General features: G+C 65.5%; 13 protein-coding genes. 8 read left to right on the forward strand and 5 right to left on the reverse strand.

The annotated features are described in order from the left end of the window. Positions 1-26 precede the first annotated feature (26 nt). Positions 27-434 carry a hypothetical protein gene (locus tag ACP97_RS14085; RefSeq protein ID WP_049998419.1) on the forward strand — a complete coding sequence of 136 codons (408 nt, stop codon included), beginning with the start codon at positions 27-29 and terminating at the stop codon, positions 432-434. A gap of 17 nt (positions 435-451) precedes the next feature. Here the strand turns inward: ACP97_RS14085 and ACP97_RS14090 are convergent, their stop codons facing one another. Next, the gene (locus ACP97_RS14090; RefSeq protein WP_049998420.1) at positions 452-1,690 is read right to left on the reverse strand and encodes a potassium channel family protein; all 1,239 of its coding nucleotides are present in this window, start codon (positions 1,688-1,690) and stop codon (positions 452-454) included. Between the two features lie 81 nt (positions 1,691-1,771). Here ACP97_RS14090 and citZ point away from each other — a divergent pair, with 81 nt between their 5' ends. After that, positions 1,772-2,920 (forward strand): citrate synthase, encoded by a 1,149-nt coding sequence (gene citZ / locus ACP97_RS14095; protein WP_049998421.1) that lies wholly within the window; start codon positions 1,772-1,774, stop codon positions 2,918-2,920. Between the two features lie 210 nt (positions 2,921-3,130). Here the strand turns inward: citZ and ACP97_RS21070 are convergent, their stop codons facing one another. Beyond that, positions 3,131-3,262, reverse strand: coding sequence for a hypothetical protein (locus tag ACP97_RS21070; protein WP_272913452.1), 132 nt, complete (start codon positions 3,260-3,262; stop codon positions 3,131-3,133). A gap of 93 nt (positions 3,263-3,355) precedes the next feature. Between ACP97_RS21070 and ACP97_RS14100 the strand changes: the two genes are divergently transcribed. The 3 genes from ACP97_RS14100 (at position 3,356) to ACP97_RS14110 (ending at position 5,161) form a co-directional block, all read left to right on the forward strand. After that, complete coding sequence (locus ACP97_RS14100) at positions 3,356-4,417, forward strand: pyridoxal-phosphate dependent enzyme (RefSeq protein WP_049998422.1); 1,062 nt, start codon at positions 3,356-3,358, stop codon at positions 4,415-4,417. A gap of 99 nt (positions 4,418-4,516) precedes the next feature. Continuing rightward, positions 4,517-4,924: a prefoldin subunit beta gene (locus tag ACP97_RS14105; protein ID WP_049998423.1), complete on the forward strand. Its 408-nt coding sequence runs from the start codon at positions 4,517-4,519 to the stop codon at positions 4,922-4,924. Continuing rightward, on the forward strand, positions 4,925-5,161 hold the full coding sequence (locus ACP97_RS14110; protein WP_049998424.1) for a DUF3194 domain-containing protein: 237 nt from the start codon (positions 4,925-4,927) through the stop codon (positions 5,159-5,161). It abuts the gene before it with no gap. 247 nt (positions 5,162-5,408) lie between these two features. Here the strand turns inward: ACP97_RS14110 and engB are convergent, their stop codons facing one another. Beyond that, positions 5,409-6,026, reverse strand: coding sequence for a GTP-binding protein EngB (gene engB / locus ACP97_RS14115; RefSeq protein WP_049998425.1), 618 nt, complete (start codon positions 6,024-6,026; stop codon positions 5,409-5,411). Positions 6,027-6,112: 86 nt separating this feature from the next. Between engB and ACP97_RS14120 the strand changes: the two genes are divergently transcribed. Then, positions 6,113-7,438 carry a TIGR00341 family protein gene (locus ACP97_RS14120; protein WP_049998426.1) on the forward strand — a complete coding sequence of 442 codons (1,326 nt, stop codon included), beginning with the start codon at positions 6,113-6,115 and terminating at the stop codon, positions 7,436-7,438. Positions 7,439-7,699: 261 nt separating this feature from the next. Beyond that, the gene (locus ACP97_RS14125; protein ID WP_049998527.1) at positions 7,700-8,695 is read left to right on the forward strand and encodes a PrsW family intramembrane metalloprotease; all 996 of its coding nucleotides are present in this window, start codon (positions 7,700-7,702) and stop codon (positions 8,693-8,695) included. A 45-nt stretch (positions 8,696-8,740) separates the two neighbouring features. Here ACP97_RS14125 and ACP97_RS14130 read toward each other — a convergent pair whose 3' ends face one another. Beyond that, entirely contained in the window at positions 8,741-11,167 is a 2,427-nt protein-coding gene (locus ACP97_RS14130; RefSeq protein WP_049998427.1) for an amino acid permease, read from the reverse strand. Between the two features lie 125 nt (positions 11,168-11,292). On the opposite strand from ACP97_RS14130, the gene ACP97_RS14135 reads away from it, so the two are divergent. Further along, on the forward strand, positions 11,293-13,740 hold the full coding sequence (locus tag ACP97_RS14135) for an amino acid permease (protein ID WP_049998428.1): 2,448 nt from the start codon (positions 11,293-11,295) through the stop codon (positions 13,738-13,740). Positions 13,741-13,762: 22 nt separating this feature from the next. On the opposite strand, the gene uvrA is transcribed toward ACP97_RS14135, so the two are convergent. Further along, a complete protein-coding gene (gene uvrA, locus ACP97_RS14140) occupies positions 13,763-16,699 on the reverse strand; it encodes an excinuclease ABC subunit UvrA (protein ID WP_049998429.1) in 2,937 nt (978 codons plus the stop codon). Between the last annotated feature and the right edge of the window lie 91 nt (positions 16,700-16,790).

The following is a 16,790-nucleotide window of genomic DNA, read 5'->3' on the forward strand; positions in this document are numbered from 1 at the left end:
TTGCTCCTCCTTGTGGAGTGTGATCTATGAACCAACGCCGGTCGATGCCCGACTGGTGGCGGTACTGGAGCTTCGGAATTGGATTGTTGGTGCTCATCGCCACCGGAGCGCTGTACGTCGTGCTCGACCCGTCAACGCTGCTTGAATACTTCGAGCTTTTCCTATTCGTTCTGGTTGCACTCCTTTTGTTCCTCTCCGGGCTGGAAATCCGATTCAGCGTCGGAACGCGACCGATACGGGAGCGACACTTCGTCGCCGCCTCACAACTGTTGCTCGGGGTCGCGCTTCTCTGGTCGCCGGCTGTGTCCTTCCTCGAACAGACCATCGAACCGTACGACGTTATCAATTTGGCCACAGGTCTGTTCATGCTGTTGTTGGGTATCGGAACGGTGTACCGTCCGACCACGTTCGGACCGTACGACAGCGCTGACTGACTGTCGATTCTTGTCGTTCACTCACCAGCGAGCGCGTCGAGTCGCTCGGCGGCCGTGCGTGGTCCCTTCGCCAGCAGGACGTTGCCCACCCGGAGTTCGGTTTCGGGACCGGGCGAGACCTCCCACTCGTCGCGCGCCCGCGTCACCGTCTCCTTCGTCACGGACTCGTCGGTGACGTCCTCTCGACCTGTGCGCCGGACGGCGATGACGCGCATTCCGGTCTCGGTCTTGACCATCTTCCCGCCGAGGGTCGCGCCGTCGAGGTCGCTGTCGTGCGCGACGGTCAGCCGGACGAGTATCTCGTCGGACTCGCCGACGGCCTCGGCGATGACGGGGTGGGAGCCGATGCCTCTGAGGACGCCCTCGCTGATCTCGACGGCCGCATCGGAGATGACTTCGGTACTGCGTGCGAGGTGGACCAGCCCGCGCAGCGAGACAGGGTCGTCGACGCGACTCGCCGCCCGAAGCGTCCACGCCTCGAAGCGGTCCTGGAGCGCGTCGACTTCGGCCTCCAGATTCACCACCTCGTCGGCGAGGTCCGTGCTGTCGAACAGCACCGCGCCGTAGGCCAGATCGACGGCGAGTTCGCTCATGTTCTTCATCAGTACCACCGAATCGGTCGCGCGCTCCAAGTCTCCGATAGCCGGTTCGGGCGGGTTCGGTGGGATGTAGGCCGCTCCCGTGGTGCTCTGATAGACGCCCGTGAGCGCCTCCTCGGGACCTCGAAAGAGCACGACGTCGTCGGCTCGCAGCGCGGTCTCGTGGTCCGGATTGAGCACCCACTCGCCCGCACGGTGCAGCGCGATCGCCCGCACGCCCGTCTCGCTTTCGAGGTTGAGTTCGCCGAGGGTCAGCCCCGAAAAGCGCGCGTCGGAAGCGACTCGCGCGCGCACGACCGTCTCGATGGCCTCGGGCAGCGCCCCACGGATCGCCTCGGGGAGACCGATCTCTTCGAGGACGATCTTGGCGATGTCGCCGGTCGCGTCGCTCACCTTCTCGGTCGCGCCGACGATGCCCATCACCGGTGCGAGCGCCTCGGCGTCGTCGGGGCTGCGGGCGGCCATCAGCAGGCTCATCCGGGTCTTGAGCTGGAGAACATCCATCTCGGCTTCGAGTTCGAGCACCTCCGCGGCGACCTCCCCGTTGTCGAGCAGTACCGCCGAATACGAGAGGTCGATCATGAGTTCGGCGATGTCCTTCATCTCCGCGAGGAGCCGTTTGACGCTCCGTGGCTCGTAGCCGACCTCCCGTTGCATGGCGAAGATTCGACGTGGGATGGCAAAAACTTGCCGTGGCGCAACGGTAATGCTTTTCCCGGAAGGTCCGAACTCTCTAGTATGGCCGATGACCTCCACAAGGGCCTCGACGACGTGTTAGTCGCGGAATCCTCGCTCAGCTACATCGACGGCGACGCCGGGCGACTCGTCTACCGCGGCTACGACATCAAAGACCTCGCGCGCGAGGCGAGCCACGAGGAGGTCCTCTATCTGCTCTGGCACGGCGAACTCCCCGACCGCGACGCGCTCGACGAGTTCGTCTCGGAGCTATCCGCCGAGTACGCCGTCGAGGAAGGGGTCATCTCGACGCTTTCGGACCTCGCTGCCGCCGACGAACGCCCGATGGCCGCGCTGCGAACCGCGGTCTCGATGCTGTCGGCGAGCGAGCCCGAAGAGAGCGATCCCGAGGACCTCGACGCCTCACTGCGAAAGGGCCGCCGCATCGCCGCGAAAGTGCCCACGATACTCGCGGCCTACGATCGCCTGCGCAACGGCCAGGATCCCATCGAACCCCGCGAGGACCTCTCGTACGCCGCGAACTTCCTCTACATGCTGAACGGCGAGGAACCCGACGACGTGGCCGCCGAGACTTTCGACATGGCGCTCATCCTCCACGCCGACCACGGTCTCAACGCCTCGACGTTCACCGGGATGGTCATCGCCAGCACGCTCGCCGACACCTACAGCGCCGTCACGGGTGGGGTCAGCGCGCTCGCCGGGTCGCTTCACGGCGGGGCGAATCAGGACGTCATGGAAACCCTGCTCGAACTCGACGAGAGCCAAAAGGATCCCACCGACTGGATCCGCGACGCGATCGACAATGACCGTCGGATCCCCGGCTGGGGTCATCGCGTCTACAACGTCAAGGACCCGCGTGCCGAGATCCTCACCGAAAAATCGAAAGACCTCGGCGAGAGTTCCGGCGAGAAGAAGTGGTACGACTATGCCGCCGCCATCGAGGAGTATCTCACCGAAGAGGAGAACTTCCCCGAGAAAGGGCTCGCACCCAACGTCGACTTCTACTCCGGTACCGTGTACTACCAACTCGGTATCGACCTCGATATGTACACGCCGATCTTCGCCATGAGCCGCGTCGGCGGCTGGGTCGGCCACGTCCTCGAATACCAGGAGGACAACCGCCTCATCCGCCCACGCGCCCGCTACGTCGGCCCGAAAGACGAGGAATTCGTCCCGATCGACGAGCGCTGACACACCCACTTCGTTTCCACTTTTTTAGACGGAGGGATCGCGCGCCTCCGGCGCGCTCAACCCCCGTCCAAAAATCTGGACTAAAAACACCTGCTCACTCGCGCCTGCGGCGCTTGTTCGCGGTGTTCTCGTGAACGACCGCAAGGAGTGAACGAGAACCAGAGAGACGCGAAGCGTCTCTCGTGAACCGCGCTCGCTACTCACGGCTCACTACGTTCGCCGTTCGCTTTCGAGGTTCTCCTTCGGCCGAACCTCGCTTCGCTCGCGCGGACACGACTGCCCTCGCAAACCGCACAGCACGCAGAAGCCCTCGCGCTCCCGCTGGTCGCGCTCGCCCTTCATCCGCCAGGCACCGCACCGCGGCCGCCCCACTAACCGCACAAAAACACCGCGCTGGACCGTCAGATACTGGTTCGCGACACGCGTTCGAGCGGTATGTCATCCGATCTCCAGTGTGCCGTCTGCGGCAATCGCTACGCCGACCGCTGGCGGTGTGCGTGCGAGCAGCCCCTCGATTTCGTCGATCGACCGCTGCCCGACGGTTCCGCACCCGAGCCAGCCACCCTCGACACCCGCGATGGCCTCTGGACGTTCTCCGACCTCCTCCCGGTCGAGCGCCGCGTCACGCTCGGCGAGGGCTGGACGCCGCTCGTCGAAGCACCCGATTGGGATTGCGCGTTCAAACTCGAATCCGTCTCGCCCACGGGCAGTTTCAAGGATCGTGGTGCGGCACTGACGGTCTCGCGGGCACTCGCCTGCGGGGCCGAACGCCTCGTCGAGGATTCGTCGGGCAACGCCGGGACTGCGATCGCGACCTACGCGGCCCGCGCGGGTCTCGAAAGCGAGATCTACGTCCCCGCGGACGTGACCGCGGCGAAACTCCGCGCCATCGAGCGCACGGGTGCGGAGGTCGTCCGTATCGAGGGGTCGAGAGCGGACGTGACGGAGGCGGCCATCGACGCCGTCGAGTCGGGTGCGGGCTGGTACGCGAGCCACGCGTGGCGACCGTCGTTCTACACCGGGACCCAAACTGTGGCCCTCGAAATCACCGCTCAGCGTGACTGGCACGCGCCCGAGGCCGTCGTCTGCCCGCTCGGCCACGGCACGCTGTTCCTCGGTCTCTACCGCGGCTTTCGTGCCCTCTCTGACGCCGGCTGGATCGACGAATCGCCGCGGCTGCTCGGCGCACAGGCCACCGGCTACGCGCCGTTCACCGACGACTCCGGCGGCGACAACCACCGCGCCGACGGCATCCACATCCGCGAGCCGGTGCGCGCCGGTGAGGTCGAGACGGCCATCGCGGAGACGGACGGCGAGGTCGTTGCCATCGACGCCGAGACGACCGACCGCGAACACGAACGCCTCCACAGGGAAGGCTTTCCCGTCGAGCCGACCAGCGCCGTCGCGCCGGCCGCCCTCCAAGCGTACCGCGAGCGCGGGGTGCTCGCCGCTGATGCCGACGTGGTGGTGGCGCTGACCGGTCGGTCGAAAGCCTGACGCAGCGCCCCTATCGGACCCACTCACGACAGTTTCGCCGGCGAGTCGGTTCGGGCGGAGAAACGGGGGTTTTTCCCTCCGGCCACCCAGACAGCGGGTATGCAGGGAAACCTTCCGCCGGAAGCACAGGAGAAAATCGAGGAGCTACAGGACCTCCAGGACAGCGCCCAGCAGGTCGCCGCCCAGAAACAGCAAGCCGAGAGCCAGCTCACCGACTCCCAGACCGCGCTCGACGAACTCGACGAGCTCGACGAGGGGACGACGATGTACCGCGAGGTCGGTGAACTCCTCATCGAGACGAACTACGAGGAGGCCGAAGAGGACCTCGAAGAGAAGGTCTCCAGCCTCGAAGTGCGCGTCGAGACCCTCCAGAAACAGGAGAGCCGCGTCCAAGAGCAGTTCGAGGAGCTCCAGAGCGAGCTGCAGGAGATGCTGAGCGGCGGCGGTCCCGGCGGTGCCGGTGGCCCGGGCGGTATGGGACCGGGCGGCCCGAGCGCTGGCGGGTAGATGCCGACCGACGAGGAAGTGGTCGCAACGGCCAGCGAGGCCGCCGAAGGACTCGTTTTCTCGCGCTACAAAAGTTCCGAGATCGAGGATCTGGACGTGACCGTGCGCTTCGAGGACGGGACCCTCGACCTCGACGTCTATTTGAACGCACCGGACGATCCCGACCCGGAGATGGTCGCCGAGGAGGCCGTGCTGGCGGCCGAGTCGGCCGTCGACGAACTGTTCGCCGACGAGTGAGAACTGCGGTGCGGTCGCAGTCGCGGTGCGGTCGCTGTTCCTGGCGGATGAAGGGCGAGCGCCCGGAGGGCGCGAGGGCTTCGGCGGTGCTGTGCGTTGCGGTGAGGTATCCGCACGAGCAATGCGAGCGCGGTTCGCCGTGAACGAGCGCCGCAGGCGCGAGTGAGCGGGAGTTTTTAGAGCAGATTTTTGGACGGGGTTCGAGGGAGCGTGTAGCGCGACCGAGGACCCCGTGTAAAAAGGTGCGTCAGAAGAACTTGAACAGGTCGTCGCGCTGTTGGGCGTGGAGGTGGGTGCGGATGGCGTCGGTCAGCGAGCCGATCGAGCCGCGCTTGGCGCTCACAGGTGCAATGGTGTCCTGCCATTGCTGCCACGGCGAGGGGAGACCGAGGCGGTCACAGAGCGCGTCGAGTCGGGCGTCGCGGTCGTCGACCTTGTCCATCTTGTTGACCGCGACCACCGTGGGAACGTCGACGTCGGCGAGGAATCCAAAGAGTTCGACGTCGTGGGGAATCTCACCGCGCTCCGTGTGGCGGTCGATGATGTCGACGGCGCTGTTGGCGTCGACGACGAGCACGCCGACCAGAATTTTTTCGCTGTTGGTCTCGATGTAGCGCACCACGTCGGTCTTGATCTGCTCTCGGACCTCCTCTTCGACGCCGGACATGAAGCCGAAGCCCGGCAGGTCGGTGAGGACGAAGTCCTCGGGAACCCAGTCGTAGTGGCCCGGCGAGCGGGTTACGCCCGGCTTCTTACCCGTTTGAAAGTCGTGACCGGTGAGTTCCTTGAGGAGGGTAGATTTGCCGACGTTCGAGCGACCACAGAAGACGACTTCGGCATCTCTCTCGGGACGTCCTTCGAACATGCCTGCTGTATCGAGCGCGGGGGTTTAACCTTCGCCGTCCAGCGGTCGACCGCGGGGTATTTGACCACCGCCCGAGACCCACCGATGTGCGACTCGTTCAGGTGACCATCCCGGCGGGCAAGCGCGAGACGGTGCTCTCGGAACTCGACGACGAGGGTATCGACTACGTGCTGACCGAGGAGACCAGCGGCCGGGAGTTCACGGGTGTGGTCTCCTTTCCGCTGCCGACGACCGCCGTCGAACCGGTGCTCGATCGGCTTCGGGAGACGGGCATCGACGAGGACGCCTACACCATCGTGGTCGACGCCGAAACCGTCGTCTCGCGCCGGTTCGAGCAGTTGGAGGAGCGCTACGAGGAGGACGACGAGACCGACAAACGCATCGCCCGCGAGGAGATCCACGCCCGTGCCGCCGAACTCGCGCCGGATTTCTGGCCGTACCTTGTCATGACGGTCGTGAGCGCGGTCGTCGCCACCGCCGGTCTCCTCCTCGACGATGCGGCCGTCGTCGTCGGCTCGATGGTCATCGCGCCGCTCATCGGGCCGGCGATGGCGACTTCGGTGGGCACCGTTGTGGACGACCAGCCGATGTTCCGCCGCGGGGTCAAACTGCAGGCGCTCGGTCTCGGGATCGCGGTCGTCGCCGCGACACTCTTCGCCGCGCTCATGCGCGTGACGAACACGGTGCCACCGGGCACCGACGTCCTGCTCATCGAGCAGATAAACATCCGCGTCGCACCCGACTTCCTAGCGCTCGTGGTGGCGCTCGGGGCCGGCGTCGCGGGTGGCGTGAGCCTCGCCACCGGCGTCTCGGCGACGCTCGTCGGCGTGATGATCGCCGCCGCGCTCGTCCCTCCACTGGGGGTCATCGGCATCGCCATCGCGTGGGGGCGGCCGGCTCCGGTACTCAGCGCGTCGGTGCTCGTGCTCGTGAACACGCTCTCGATCAATCTCACGGCACTCGTCGTGCTCTGGTACATGGGTTATCGGCCCGACCACTGGTTTCGCGAGGACGACGCCCGGTTGGCGACGCGAAAGCGCGTCGTCGCGCTCGTCGCCGCCATCCTCGTGCTGTCGGCGTTTCTCGGCGTCGTCACCTACGACTCCTACCGAACGGCGTCGTTCGAACAGGAGGTTCGCGGCGATGTCGAGGGACTGCTCGACCAGCCGAGATATACCCAGCTCACGCTGCTCGACGTGCGCTTTCGCTACGACGACCCCGTGCCGCCGCGCCAGCCGACGCGGGTCGTCGTCGTCGCCGGACGACCGACCGGCGATGCGACCCCGAGCCTCGCGCCACCGCTCGAACGTCGCGTCGCCGAGGCGGTCGGCGACCTCTCGCTTCCCGGTCCGCTCGACGCGCCAAACGATGTTCACGTGCGCGTCCGCTACGTCGAGATGGAGTCAGCCTGACCGAATCGCGACTCGGTAAGTCGAAACTCAATCGTCGGCGACGGCCCCACGGTTCGCCCGGTCGGCTTTCGCGTTCGGTGTCCGTTCCGTGCTTTCCGCTTCCGGCGGTGCCGTGTACAACAGTCCGCGGGTCGTGCTGTGTGCCATGACGACTCGTTCCCGTGGACGGATATGAATTTACGCCTAAGTCTGGTAATGGTGTGTAATCACACGGGTATATCGGAGGGATAATGGTTAGACCCCGGCGGTCGAGAGATGAACATGGCGCGCAGTCAGGACCCGATCCAATCGCGCGACGACGGGTCCCGCGACAGCTACGACGTCACGACGTGGGAGGTGCGCACGCCCCTCGACAGGATTGCGGTCTGGATATACTGGTTTCTGAGCGCGACCGTGCGCTGGCTGGTGGTTCTGGGTGCGGTCGTGATTCTCGCCGTGATCGTCTCGGGCAGTAATCTGCCGCGCATCCTCGACCCCGTCGTGACGGGGTTCACGCTGCTGTCGCTCCTGCCGGCGCTCGCGCTCGTCGCCTACGTCTGGCGGACCGACAGCACGACCACCGAACCGTTCTCGCTGCTCGCGGTGACGTTCGCGCTCGGCGTGCTCTTTGCGGGCTTTGCTGCCATCATCAACGGCATCGGCAGCGTTCTGCAGGTCGTTCCGGTCGTCGGCTCGGTCTGGTTCTTCTATCTCGTCGTCGGCCCGGTCGAGGAAACGGTGAAGTGGCTCGCAGTGCGCATCTACGCCTATCGGAGTCCGCGCTTCGACGCGGTCATCGACGGCGCGGTCTACGGTGCGGTCGCGGGACTCGGTTTCGCCACCATCGAGAACGCTCTCTATATCACCGATGCCGTGAACAATCCCGTCATCGGCAACGTGCTGGGTGCCGGCGGCGGCATTACGCCCGCACGGGCCATCGCCGGTCCGGGTCACGTCATCTACTCGGCGTTTGCGGGCTACTATCTGGGGCTGGCGAAGTTCAACCGCGAGAACGCCGGGCCGATCATCGTCAAGGGACTCCTGATAGCGGCGCTCATCCACGCGACCTACAACACGCTCACCTGGATTCCCGTTGCTGCGGCCATCGTGCTCGGTCTCCCGAACTTCGTTACCCTCCTCGGGTTCGTCGTGCTCTACGACGGCTTCTTCGGCTACTTCCTCTATCGAAAACTCGCGCGCTATCGCGCCCACTACCGCGACACCCATCACGGGGAGGGTGCGCTCTCGTCCGTCGAGCGCACCGAGTTCGAGGAGTGACTACTCGGTGCGAGTACCATCCGAGTCGATGAAGCGATGAGTCGCTTACGTGTCCGAACTCGCACTCGACCCCGACCGACCCTCCGGCGTCCCCCGGGATCGGCGGCGGGTGAACTTGCGGTAGTACCGATAGAGCGGGAACAACCAGTCGCCGATGGTGTCCGTCAGCCCCGTGGTGCCTGCATAGACGATGACCGGCACGCCGCGCTCCTCGGCGAGATCGATTACCCTGTCGGGCGTGCTGCCGAACACCCAGCGCCGGAGTCGGCGGGTGCGGGTCGCGCCGATGACGAGCATGCCCCCGTTCTCTTTAGCTGTGGAGACCAGTCCCTCGGCGACGTTCGGGGCCGACACGTTGTGGACTTGCACGACGTCGCTCCCCGACAGCGGGCCGAGGGTGTCGTCGAGATTCTCGGCCGTGCCGCCCTCCTCACCCGGCTCGACACTGATGACGTGGAGTTCGGAGCCGGCGTCGCCCATGCGCTGGACGAGCGAGAGCAGCGCCCGGTGGTGTGGACCGCCACCCGCGCCGACGTTCACCCGCGAGACGTCGATCGACTCGTCGAAGCCGTTCGCGAACAGCACGTCACAGGGGGCCTCGTACTCGACGCGCTCGGTGACCTCCTCGTGGTCTTCGGGATAGCCCATCAGGACGAGGTCGGCTTCGTCCTCGCGAGCGGTCTGGAGGATGTCGAAGGCGATGTCACGGCAGATGTGGCCCTCCACGGAGTAGTCGACGTCGATGTCGGCCGCAGCGAGGACGTCACTCAGGCGCTCGGCGCGCTTTTCGGCGTCGTCGGTCACGATCTCGTTGGGTGTCTGTTCGGGGATGCGGGTGGTGTTGATAACGTGGACGAACGGTTCGCCCTCGACGACCCGCCCGAGCGCCGCCGCGAGACGGACGTGTGTCGGCGCACGGTCGGGGCGGGCGACCGGGACGAGGATGTGGAAGCGTTCGTCGGACTCGTCGGTGCCGCCGTTCGCGCTCGTCACTTCGGTCGGCTCGGTGACGCGCTCGAAGAGGTCCTCGGTGTCGGGTGCGCCACCCCAGACGAGATACGCGATCACGAGCACCGCTGCCAGCACGAGACCGACGGCGATGCCCACTGGCGGGAGGTTGTAGATGAGCGCGACGTTGGCGATGATGCCGAGTATCGGAACGATGGGGACGCCGGGCACGCGAAAGCCCCGCTCAATGTCGGGATGGCGGCGGCGCGAGTAGATGAGCGCGCCGTTGACCACCGCGAGCGGCAGGAGGAGATTGAGGACGGCGAAGCCATTCAGCGTGCTCAGTCCCAGCGAGAACTCCTCGATGGCGATGTCGAAGCCGGCGACGGTGGCCTCGAATCCCACCGAAAGCGGGCCGGCAAGACCGTGCTCGCCGAGCAGCGTGATGAACGCCAGCATGAGTGTGACGACCAAGCCTGTGGCCGTCGCGGTACTCAGATAGGGCGTGCCGTGAGTGGGATGAAGCCGCGAGAGCCGGCGGGGCGCGTGGCCCTGTCGGCCCATCAGCGAGCCGATACCCGATGCGGCGAGGATGGAGGCGTTCGATGCCGACACCATCGAGAAGATGGCTCCGGCGACGATGAGATAGGTTCCCACCGGGACGCCGGCGACTGAGAGCGGGATGAACGCCTGTGCGACCGCCCCCATCGCGGTCTCACCCAGTTGGAGGATCTGGTCGGGCGAGCGCATGAGCCGACCGGAGACATTGGTTATATTGACCATCGCGATGATGACGAACGTATATAGTACCGTGACGGTGACGATCGAGGCCGCGATGGCCCGCGGGACGGTCTTTTTCGGCTCGATGATCTCACCCGCCGAGGCCGCGATGGCCGAGAAACCGAAGAAGGTGATGAATGCGAGCGCCGCCACCGAGCCCGTCCCCACTGGGGCGAACTGGAAATCCCCGGCGAACTCGCCGATGGCCGGCCCGATACCGACGCTCGCGAACATCCCGCCGACGAACAGCACAAGGATGACGACCTTCGCGCTCGTCACGAGCACCTGAAAGGTACCCGACTCCTCGGTGCCGCGGGCGTTGAGTGTGCCCAAAAGCACGGCGACGAGCACGCCGAACGTCCCGCGCGGAAGCACGTGGAGCGTCTCGGGGATGAGAAATCTGAAAAACCACTCGTCCATCACCGCGAGGTAGTAGGCCGTCGTGCCACAGTAGCCGAGAAAGAGCGAAACGCCGACGGCGTACGTCAGCAGGTCGCGGTCTTCGAGGCTGCGAGAGGTGAAGAGATAGCCGCCGCCGTTCTCGGAGTAGATCGAGGCGAACTCCGAGTAGGTCGCGGCGGTGATGCCCGCCACCACGGCCGCGAGCACGAACGCGATCACGGCGGTCGAGCCGATCTGATAGACCGCGATACCGGACAGCGAGAAGATCCCTGCCGCGATCATCGTGCCGAGACCGATGGCGAAGGCGACTTTGAAATCCAACGTCCGCGTGTGCTCTACCATCTATCCGCGGTGTGGACGCGATTGCCAAAAACGGTAGCCTTGCACGAGATGCTGGCGCACAGACACCCGATCGAACCGCTGTCGGGATGTGAACACTTTTCACCCCGACGGATGAGGTACGCCCCATGAGCGGGGATACGGCCGGCGTCGAGACCGAACTCGACCGCGACATCGGCTTCGTCGGTGCGGTCGCCCTCGGTGTCGGGACGATGATCGCCGCCGGCATCTTCGTGCTCTCGGGGCTCGCGGTCTCGAACGTCGGCGTGCTCGCCATCGCCTCGTTCCTGCTCGCGGCCTTCGTCGCCTCGTTCACCGCCTTCGCCTACGCCGAGTTCGCCTCGCTGTATCCCGAAAGCGGCGGCGGCTACGCCTACGTCGCCAACACGTTCGACCGCGATTGGACGTACATCGTGGGGTGGTCGATGATCCTCGGCTATCCCGCGAGTGCGGCCTTCTATCTGGCGAGTTTCGGCGACTGGTTCTACCGGTTCATCTACCCACTGTTGTCGATTCCCGAGGCCACGCCGTACTGGCTGTCGGCGGTCGGCGTGCTCGTGCTCCTCGTCGGTATCAACCTCAAGGGCACCGAGGAAACTGGTCTCTTCCAGATCGTCATCACCGCGCTCAAGGTCGCACTCATCTTCCTCTTCCTCTACGGTGGTCTCCAGGCGTTCGACACCGAGGTCATCATGACCTCGCTGGCGGCGAACTCACAGGGGTTCGCCGACCTCCGGGACATCGGCGTGACGAGCGCGCTCGTCTTTATCACCTTCTTCGGCTTCGAGGCGATCGCCACCAACGCCGAGGAGATCGAGGATCCCGGCCGGACGATCCCGCGGGCGATCTTCTTCAGCATGGGCTTCGTCTCGGTGGTCTACGCCTTCGTCGTGCTCGTCATCGTCTTCGCCGTCAACGACGCACAGTTCCTCCAGTTCCTCGCGGCCAACGTCGACCTCGGCGGGGTCTCGGCCCAGCAGTTCATCGCCAACAGCGGTGAGGTGTCGATGGCGTACGCCGCCCAGTATTATCTGGGGCCCGTCGGCTTCTACGTCATCATCGTCGGCGCGCTGCTTTCGATGGTCGCGGCGGCCAACGCCACCATCCTCGCCGGTTCGCGCGTGAAACTGGCGATGAGTCGCCGCGACCACCTTCCCAGCCGCTTCGAGAAACTGCACTCCTCGTTCAACACGCCATATCTGTCGGTGTTCCTCACCGGCGGAATCATCCTAGTGTACATCTTTCTGTTCACCGTGATCTTCGGCGGCGGTCCGGAGAGCGAGGCCGTCCTCCAGTTGCCGGTCGCGCTGCCGCTCGTGGGTGCGGAACTCCACCTCGGCATCGAGGCCATCACCCACTTCGCCGACTTCATGCTGCTGACCGGACTCATCGTCGTCAACCTCGCGGTCGTCCGCTCGCGCCGGAAGTTCCCCGACGTCGAGCGGGGCTTTACCGTGCCGGCGGTCCCGTGGGTGCCCGCATTCGCGGTGATCGCAAACCTCGTCTTGCTCGTCAACGTCGAGCCGTCGAGTTTCGCGCTCGGGCTGTTCGCCGAGCTCGTCGGCGTGGGCTTCTGGTTCGTGTGGAAGGGCGGAGCGCCCTCGACGGCAGCCATCGAGCGCGAGACGCCCACAGCGGTGGCCGAGCGCAACCCGTCGGGCCACGAGCGTGAGTACCGCATCGTGGTGCCCATCGCCAACCCCGACCACGCCGAACAGCTGATGGCGACGGCGGCCGACATCGCCGAAGACAGACACGGCGAAATACTCGCGCTCTCGGTCGTCGACCTGCCGGACCAGACGCCGCTCTCGGAGGGCCGTCAGTACGTCGACGAGCGCCGTGACGTGCTGAATCGGGCGATGCGATTTGCCGACGAGAACACGGGACGACTCTCCACGGACGGACGGGGTCCCGCGGCCGCCGACGCCGGCGAGGAGCAATCGTCCACGAACGTCCCGGTCAGCGGGACGGTCCGCATCGCCCACCACGTCGACGACGCCGTGCTGCACACCATCAACCAGTACGACGCCGACGCCGTCCTCATGGGCTGGGGTGGCTGGCGGGCGCGCCGCCGGGAGGTCGTCCTCGGCAGTACCGTCGATACGGTGGTCACCGAAGCCGACTGCGACGTGCTCGTCGAGCGCATCGATCCCGACACCCCGACGGTGGGGTCGATACTGCTGCCGACCGCCGGCGGGCCACACGCGGAGTTGGCCGGCGAGGTCGCCCGCTCGGTCGCGCGCGCGACCGGCGCACGCATCGAACTGTTCCGTGTCGTCGATGCCGAAAGCGAGCGCGAAACCGCCGAAGCCGCACTCGAAGCGACGCTCGACGAATTCGCGGGTATCGACGGCGAGGCGACGGTCGTCGTGGATGACGATGTCGTCGCGGCGATCACCGAACAGTCAGCCGACCACGACTTGACCGTCATCGGCGCGACGCGCGAGGGACTGCTCCAGCGCGTGGTCTTCGGTGCGATTCCCGAACGGGTCGGCGAAGGAGCTGAGAGCACGGTGATCCTCGCCCGGCGAAACCTCGACATCACTTCGCGGCTGCGACGGTTGCTCGGTCGGTAGCCGGGCCGCCACCGCTGTCCGATCAGTCGTCGTCGGCCGCGACGCGCCGGTCGGCGCGCGGGCCCTCCAGCTCGATTCCCGGAAGGAGGTCGCGGAGATAGCGGCCCGTGTGTGACTCCTCGATGCCGGCGACCGCTTCGGGCGTGTCGGCCGCGACGATCTCGCCACCGTTCTCGCCACCCTCCGGGCCGAGGTCGACGACGTGGTCGGCGTTCTTCACGAGGTCGAGTTCGTGTTCGACGACGACCACGGTATTGCCGTTGTCGACGAGGCGCTGGAGCACCGAGATGAGTTTGCGCTCGTCGGCCGAATGCAAGCCGGTCGTGGGTTCGTCGAGCAGGTAGAGCGTGTCGCCGGTCTGTTTCTTGCCCAACTCCTCGGCGAGCTTGACACGCTGGGCCTCCCCACCTGAAAGAGTGGTCGATGGCTGGCCCAGTCGCATGTAGTCGAGTCCCACATCTCGAAGGAGCTGGAGCCGGCGCTTGAGCCGGGTGTCGGCTTCGAAGAACTCGTAGGCTTCCTCGACGGACATGTCCAGCACGTCGGCGATGGTTTGCTCCTTGTACTCGACGTCGAGCGTCTCGTCATTGTAGCGCGCGCCGCCACACTCCTCGCAGGGCACATGGACATCGGAGAGGAAGTTCATCTCGATCTTCACCGTGCCCTGCCCGCCACAGGCCTCACAGCGCCCGCCTTTGACGTTAAAGGAAAATCGACCCTTCTCGTAGCCGCGCTGTTTGGCGAGTTTCGTCTCGGCGAACAGTTCGCGCACGTGATCGAACACGCCGGTGTACGTGGCGGGGTTCGACCGTGGCGTGCGGCCGATCGGCGACTGGTCGATGAGTCGGACGGTCTCGATTTCTTCGTACTCGATGGCGTCGTGCTCGCCGGGGTCCACAGTCCGATTGTCGTTCATCTCGCGGACGAGACCCTTGTAGAGTACGTCGTGCATCAGGGTGGATTTGCCCGACCCCGAAACGCCGGTGATGGCCGTGAAACAGCCGAGCGGAATCGACACGTCGAGGTCCTTGAGGTTGTGCTGGCGCGCGCCCCGAATCGTGAGTTCGCCGTCCGGTTGGCGGCGCTCGTCGGGCACGGGAATTGCCTTCCGGCCACTGAGATACGCACCCGTGACCGAGCCATCGACCCGTTCGATCTCGTCGACCGTGCCCTGCGCGACCACTTCGCCGCCGCGCTTGCCGGGACCGGGCCCCATGTCGATGACCTCGTCGGCGCGGCGCATCGTCGCCTCGTCGTGTTCGACCACCAGCAGGGTGTTGCCGAGGTCGCGCAACTCTTCGAGGGTATTCAGGAGTCTGTCGTTGTCGCGTTGGTGCAGTCCGATGGAGGGCTCGTCGAGGACATACAGCACGCCCACGAGACCGGAGCCGATCTGGGTGGCGAGGCGAATCCGCTGGCTTTCGCCACCCGAAAGCGTCGCCGCCTGACGATCGAGGGTGAGGTATTCGAGGCCGACCTCGCACATGAATCCGAGCCGGGCGCGGATCTCCTTCAAAATCTCCGCAGCGATGGTCAGGTCGCGCTCGCTCATTCCTTCCTCCATCCCCTCGAAGTGGGCAAGCGCATCGCCGATCGACATCCGGTTGACGGCGGTGATGGCCGTGTCGTCGACCAATACGGCACGACTCTCGGGCTTCAGGCGGGTTCCGTCACAGGCCGGACAGGTGGTGACGGCCATGAACTTCTCGATGTGATCGCGCGTGCTCTGGCTCTCGGTCTCGACGTGGCGACGTTCGAGGTTGGGGATCACGCCCTCGAAGCGCTTTTTCTTCCGCCGAGTGCCGTTCTTCGTCCGGCGCTCGAAGACCACCTGCTCGCTCGTTCCATACAGAAACGCTTCTCGAATATCCTCGTCGAGTTCCTCGAACGGCGTCTCGAGCGCGACGTCGAAGTGAGCCGCCACGGCATCGAGGCGGGTTCGATAGTACGACCGCGAGTAACTCCACGGCTCGAACACCTCACGGAGCGGCTTTTCGGAGTCCTGCACCACGAGGTCGGCGTCGACTTCCTTCGTCTCGCCGATGCCCTCACACTCCGGGCAGGCCCCGTGCGGACTGTTGAACGAAAAGGACCGAGTTTCGATCTCGGAGATGTCGATGCCGCAGTGAGTGCACGCGAGCGCCTCGGAAAACTCGACGACCGCGCGGTCGGTGTCCTCACCGGCCAGATCGCCCGTCGCCCGTGCGGTCGCGCCGCCGATGTCGGCGTCGGGTGGGTCCGGGAGGATGACCTTGAGCACGCCGTCGGCTTCTTCGAGAGCGGTTTCGACGCTGTCGGTGATGCGCGAGCGCGCCTCCCCGGAAATCTTCACGCGATCGACCACCACGTCAACAGTATGATCGTAGTTCTCGTCCAGTTCGGGCCGATTAGTGGCGAGGTCGAACTCCTCGCCGTCGACCTCGACGCGCGAGTAGCCCTCGCTCACGAGGTCGTCGAACAACTCCTCGAAGGCTCCCTTCTGGTCGCGCACTACGGGTGCGGCGATCTTCGCTTTCGTCCCCTCGGGCAGTTCCAGGATCCGACGCACCATCTGCTGGGCGGACTGCTCGCCGACCTCGCGCCCGCATTCGGGACAGTGAGGCGTGCCGATGCGGGCATAGAGGAGTCTGAGGTAGTCGTGAAGCTCCGTGACCGTTCCCACTGTGGAACGGGGGTTGTTGGCGGCGTTTTTCTGATCGATACTGATCGCTGGCGAGAGACCTTCGACGGTCTCGACCTGTGGCTTGTCCATCTGGCCGAGGAAATTCCTGGCGTAGGCGGACAGACTCTCGATGTAGCGTCGCTGGCCCTCGGCGTAGACCGTCTCGAAGGCCAGCGAGGATTTCCCCGACCCGGAGAGTCCGGTGACGACGGTGAACGCCTCGCGCGGGATGGTGACGTCGAGGTCCTTCAGGTTGTGCTCTTCGGCTCCCCGGACGACGATTTCGTCCTTACTCATTGTATCCTTCTGGGGAGCGCGGACCGTGAAACCCTGTCGGTTCCCCACTTTTTCGACGGGAAGTCGCGCGCCTCTGGCGTCCGATAATGGG

The organism is Halococcus sediminicola (assembly GCF_000755245.1).
GTDB classification, from domain to species: domain Archaea; phylum Halobacteriota; class Halobacteria; order Halobacteriales; family Halococcaceae; genus Halococcus; species Halococcus sediminicola.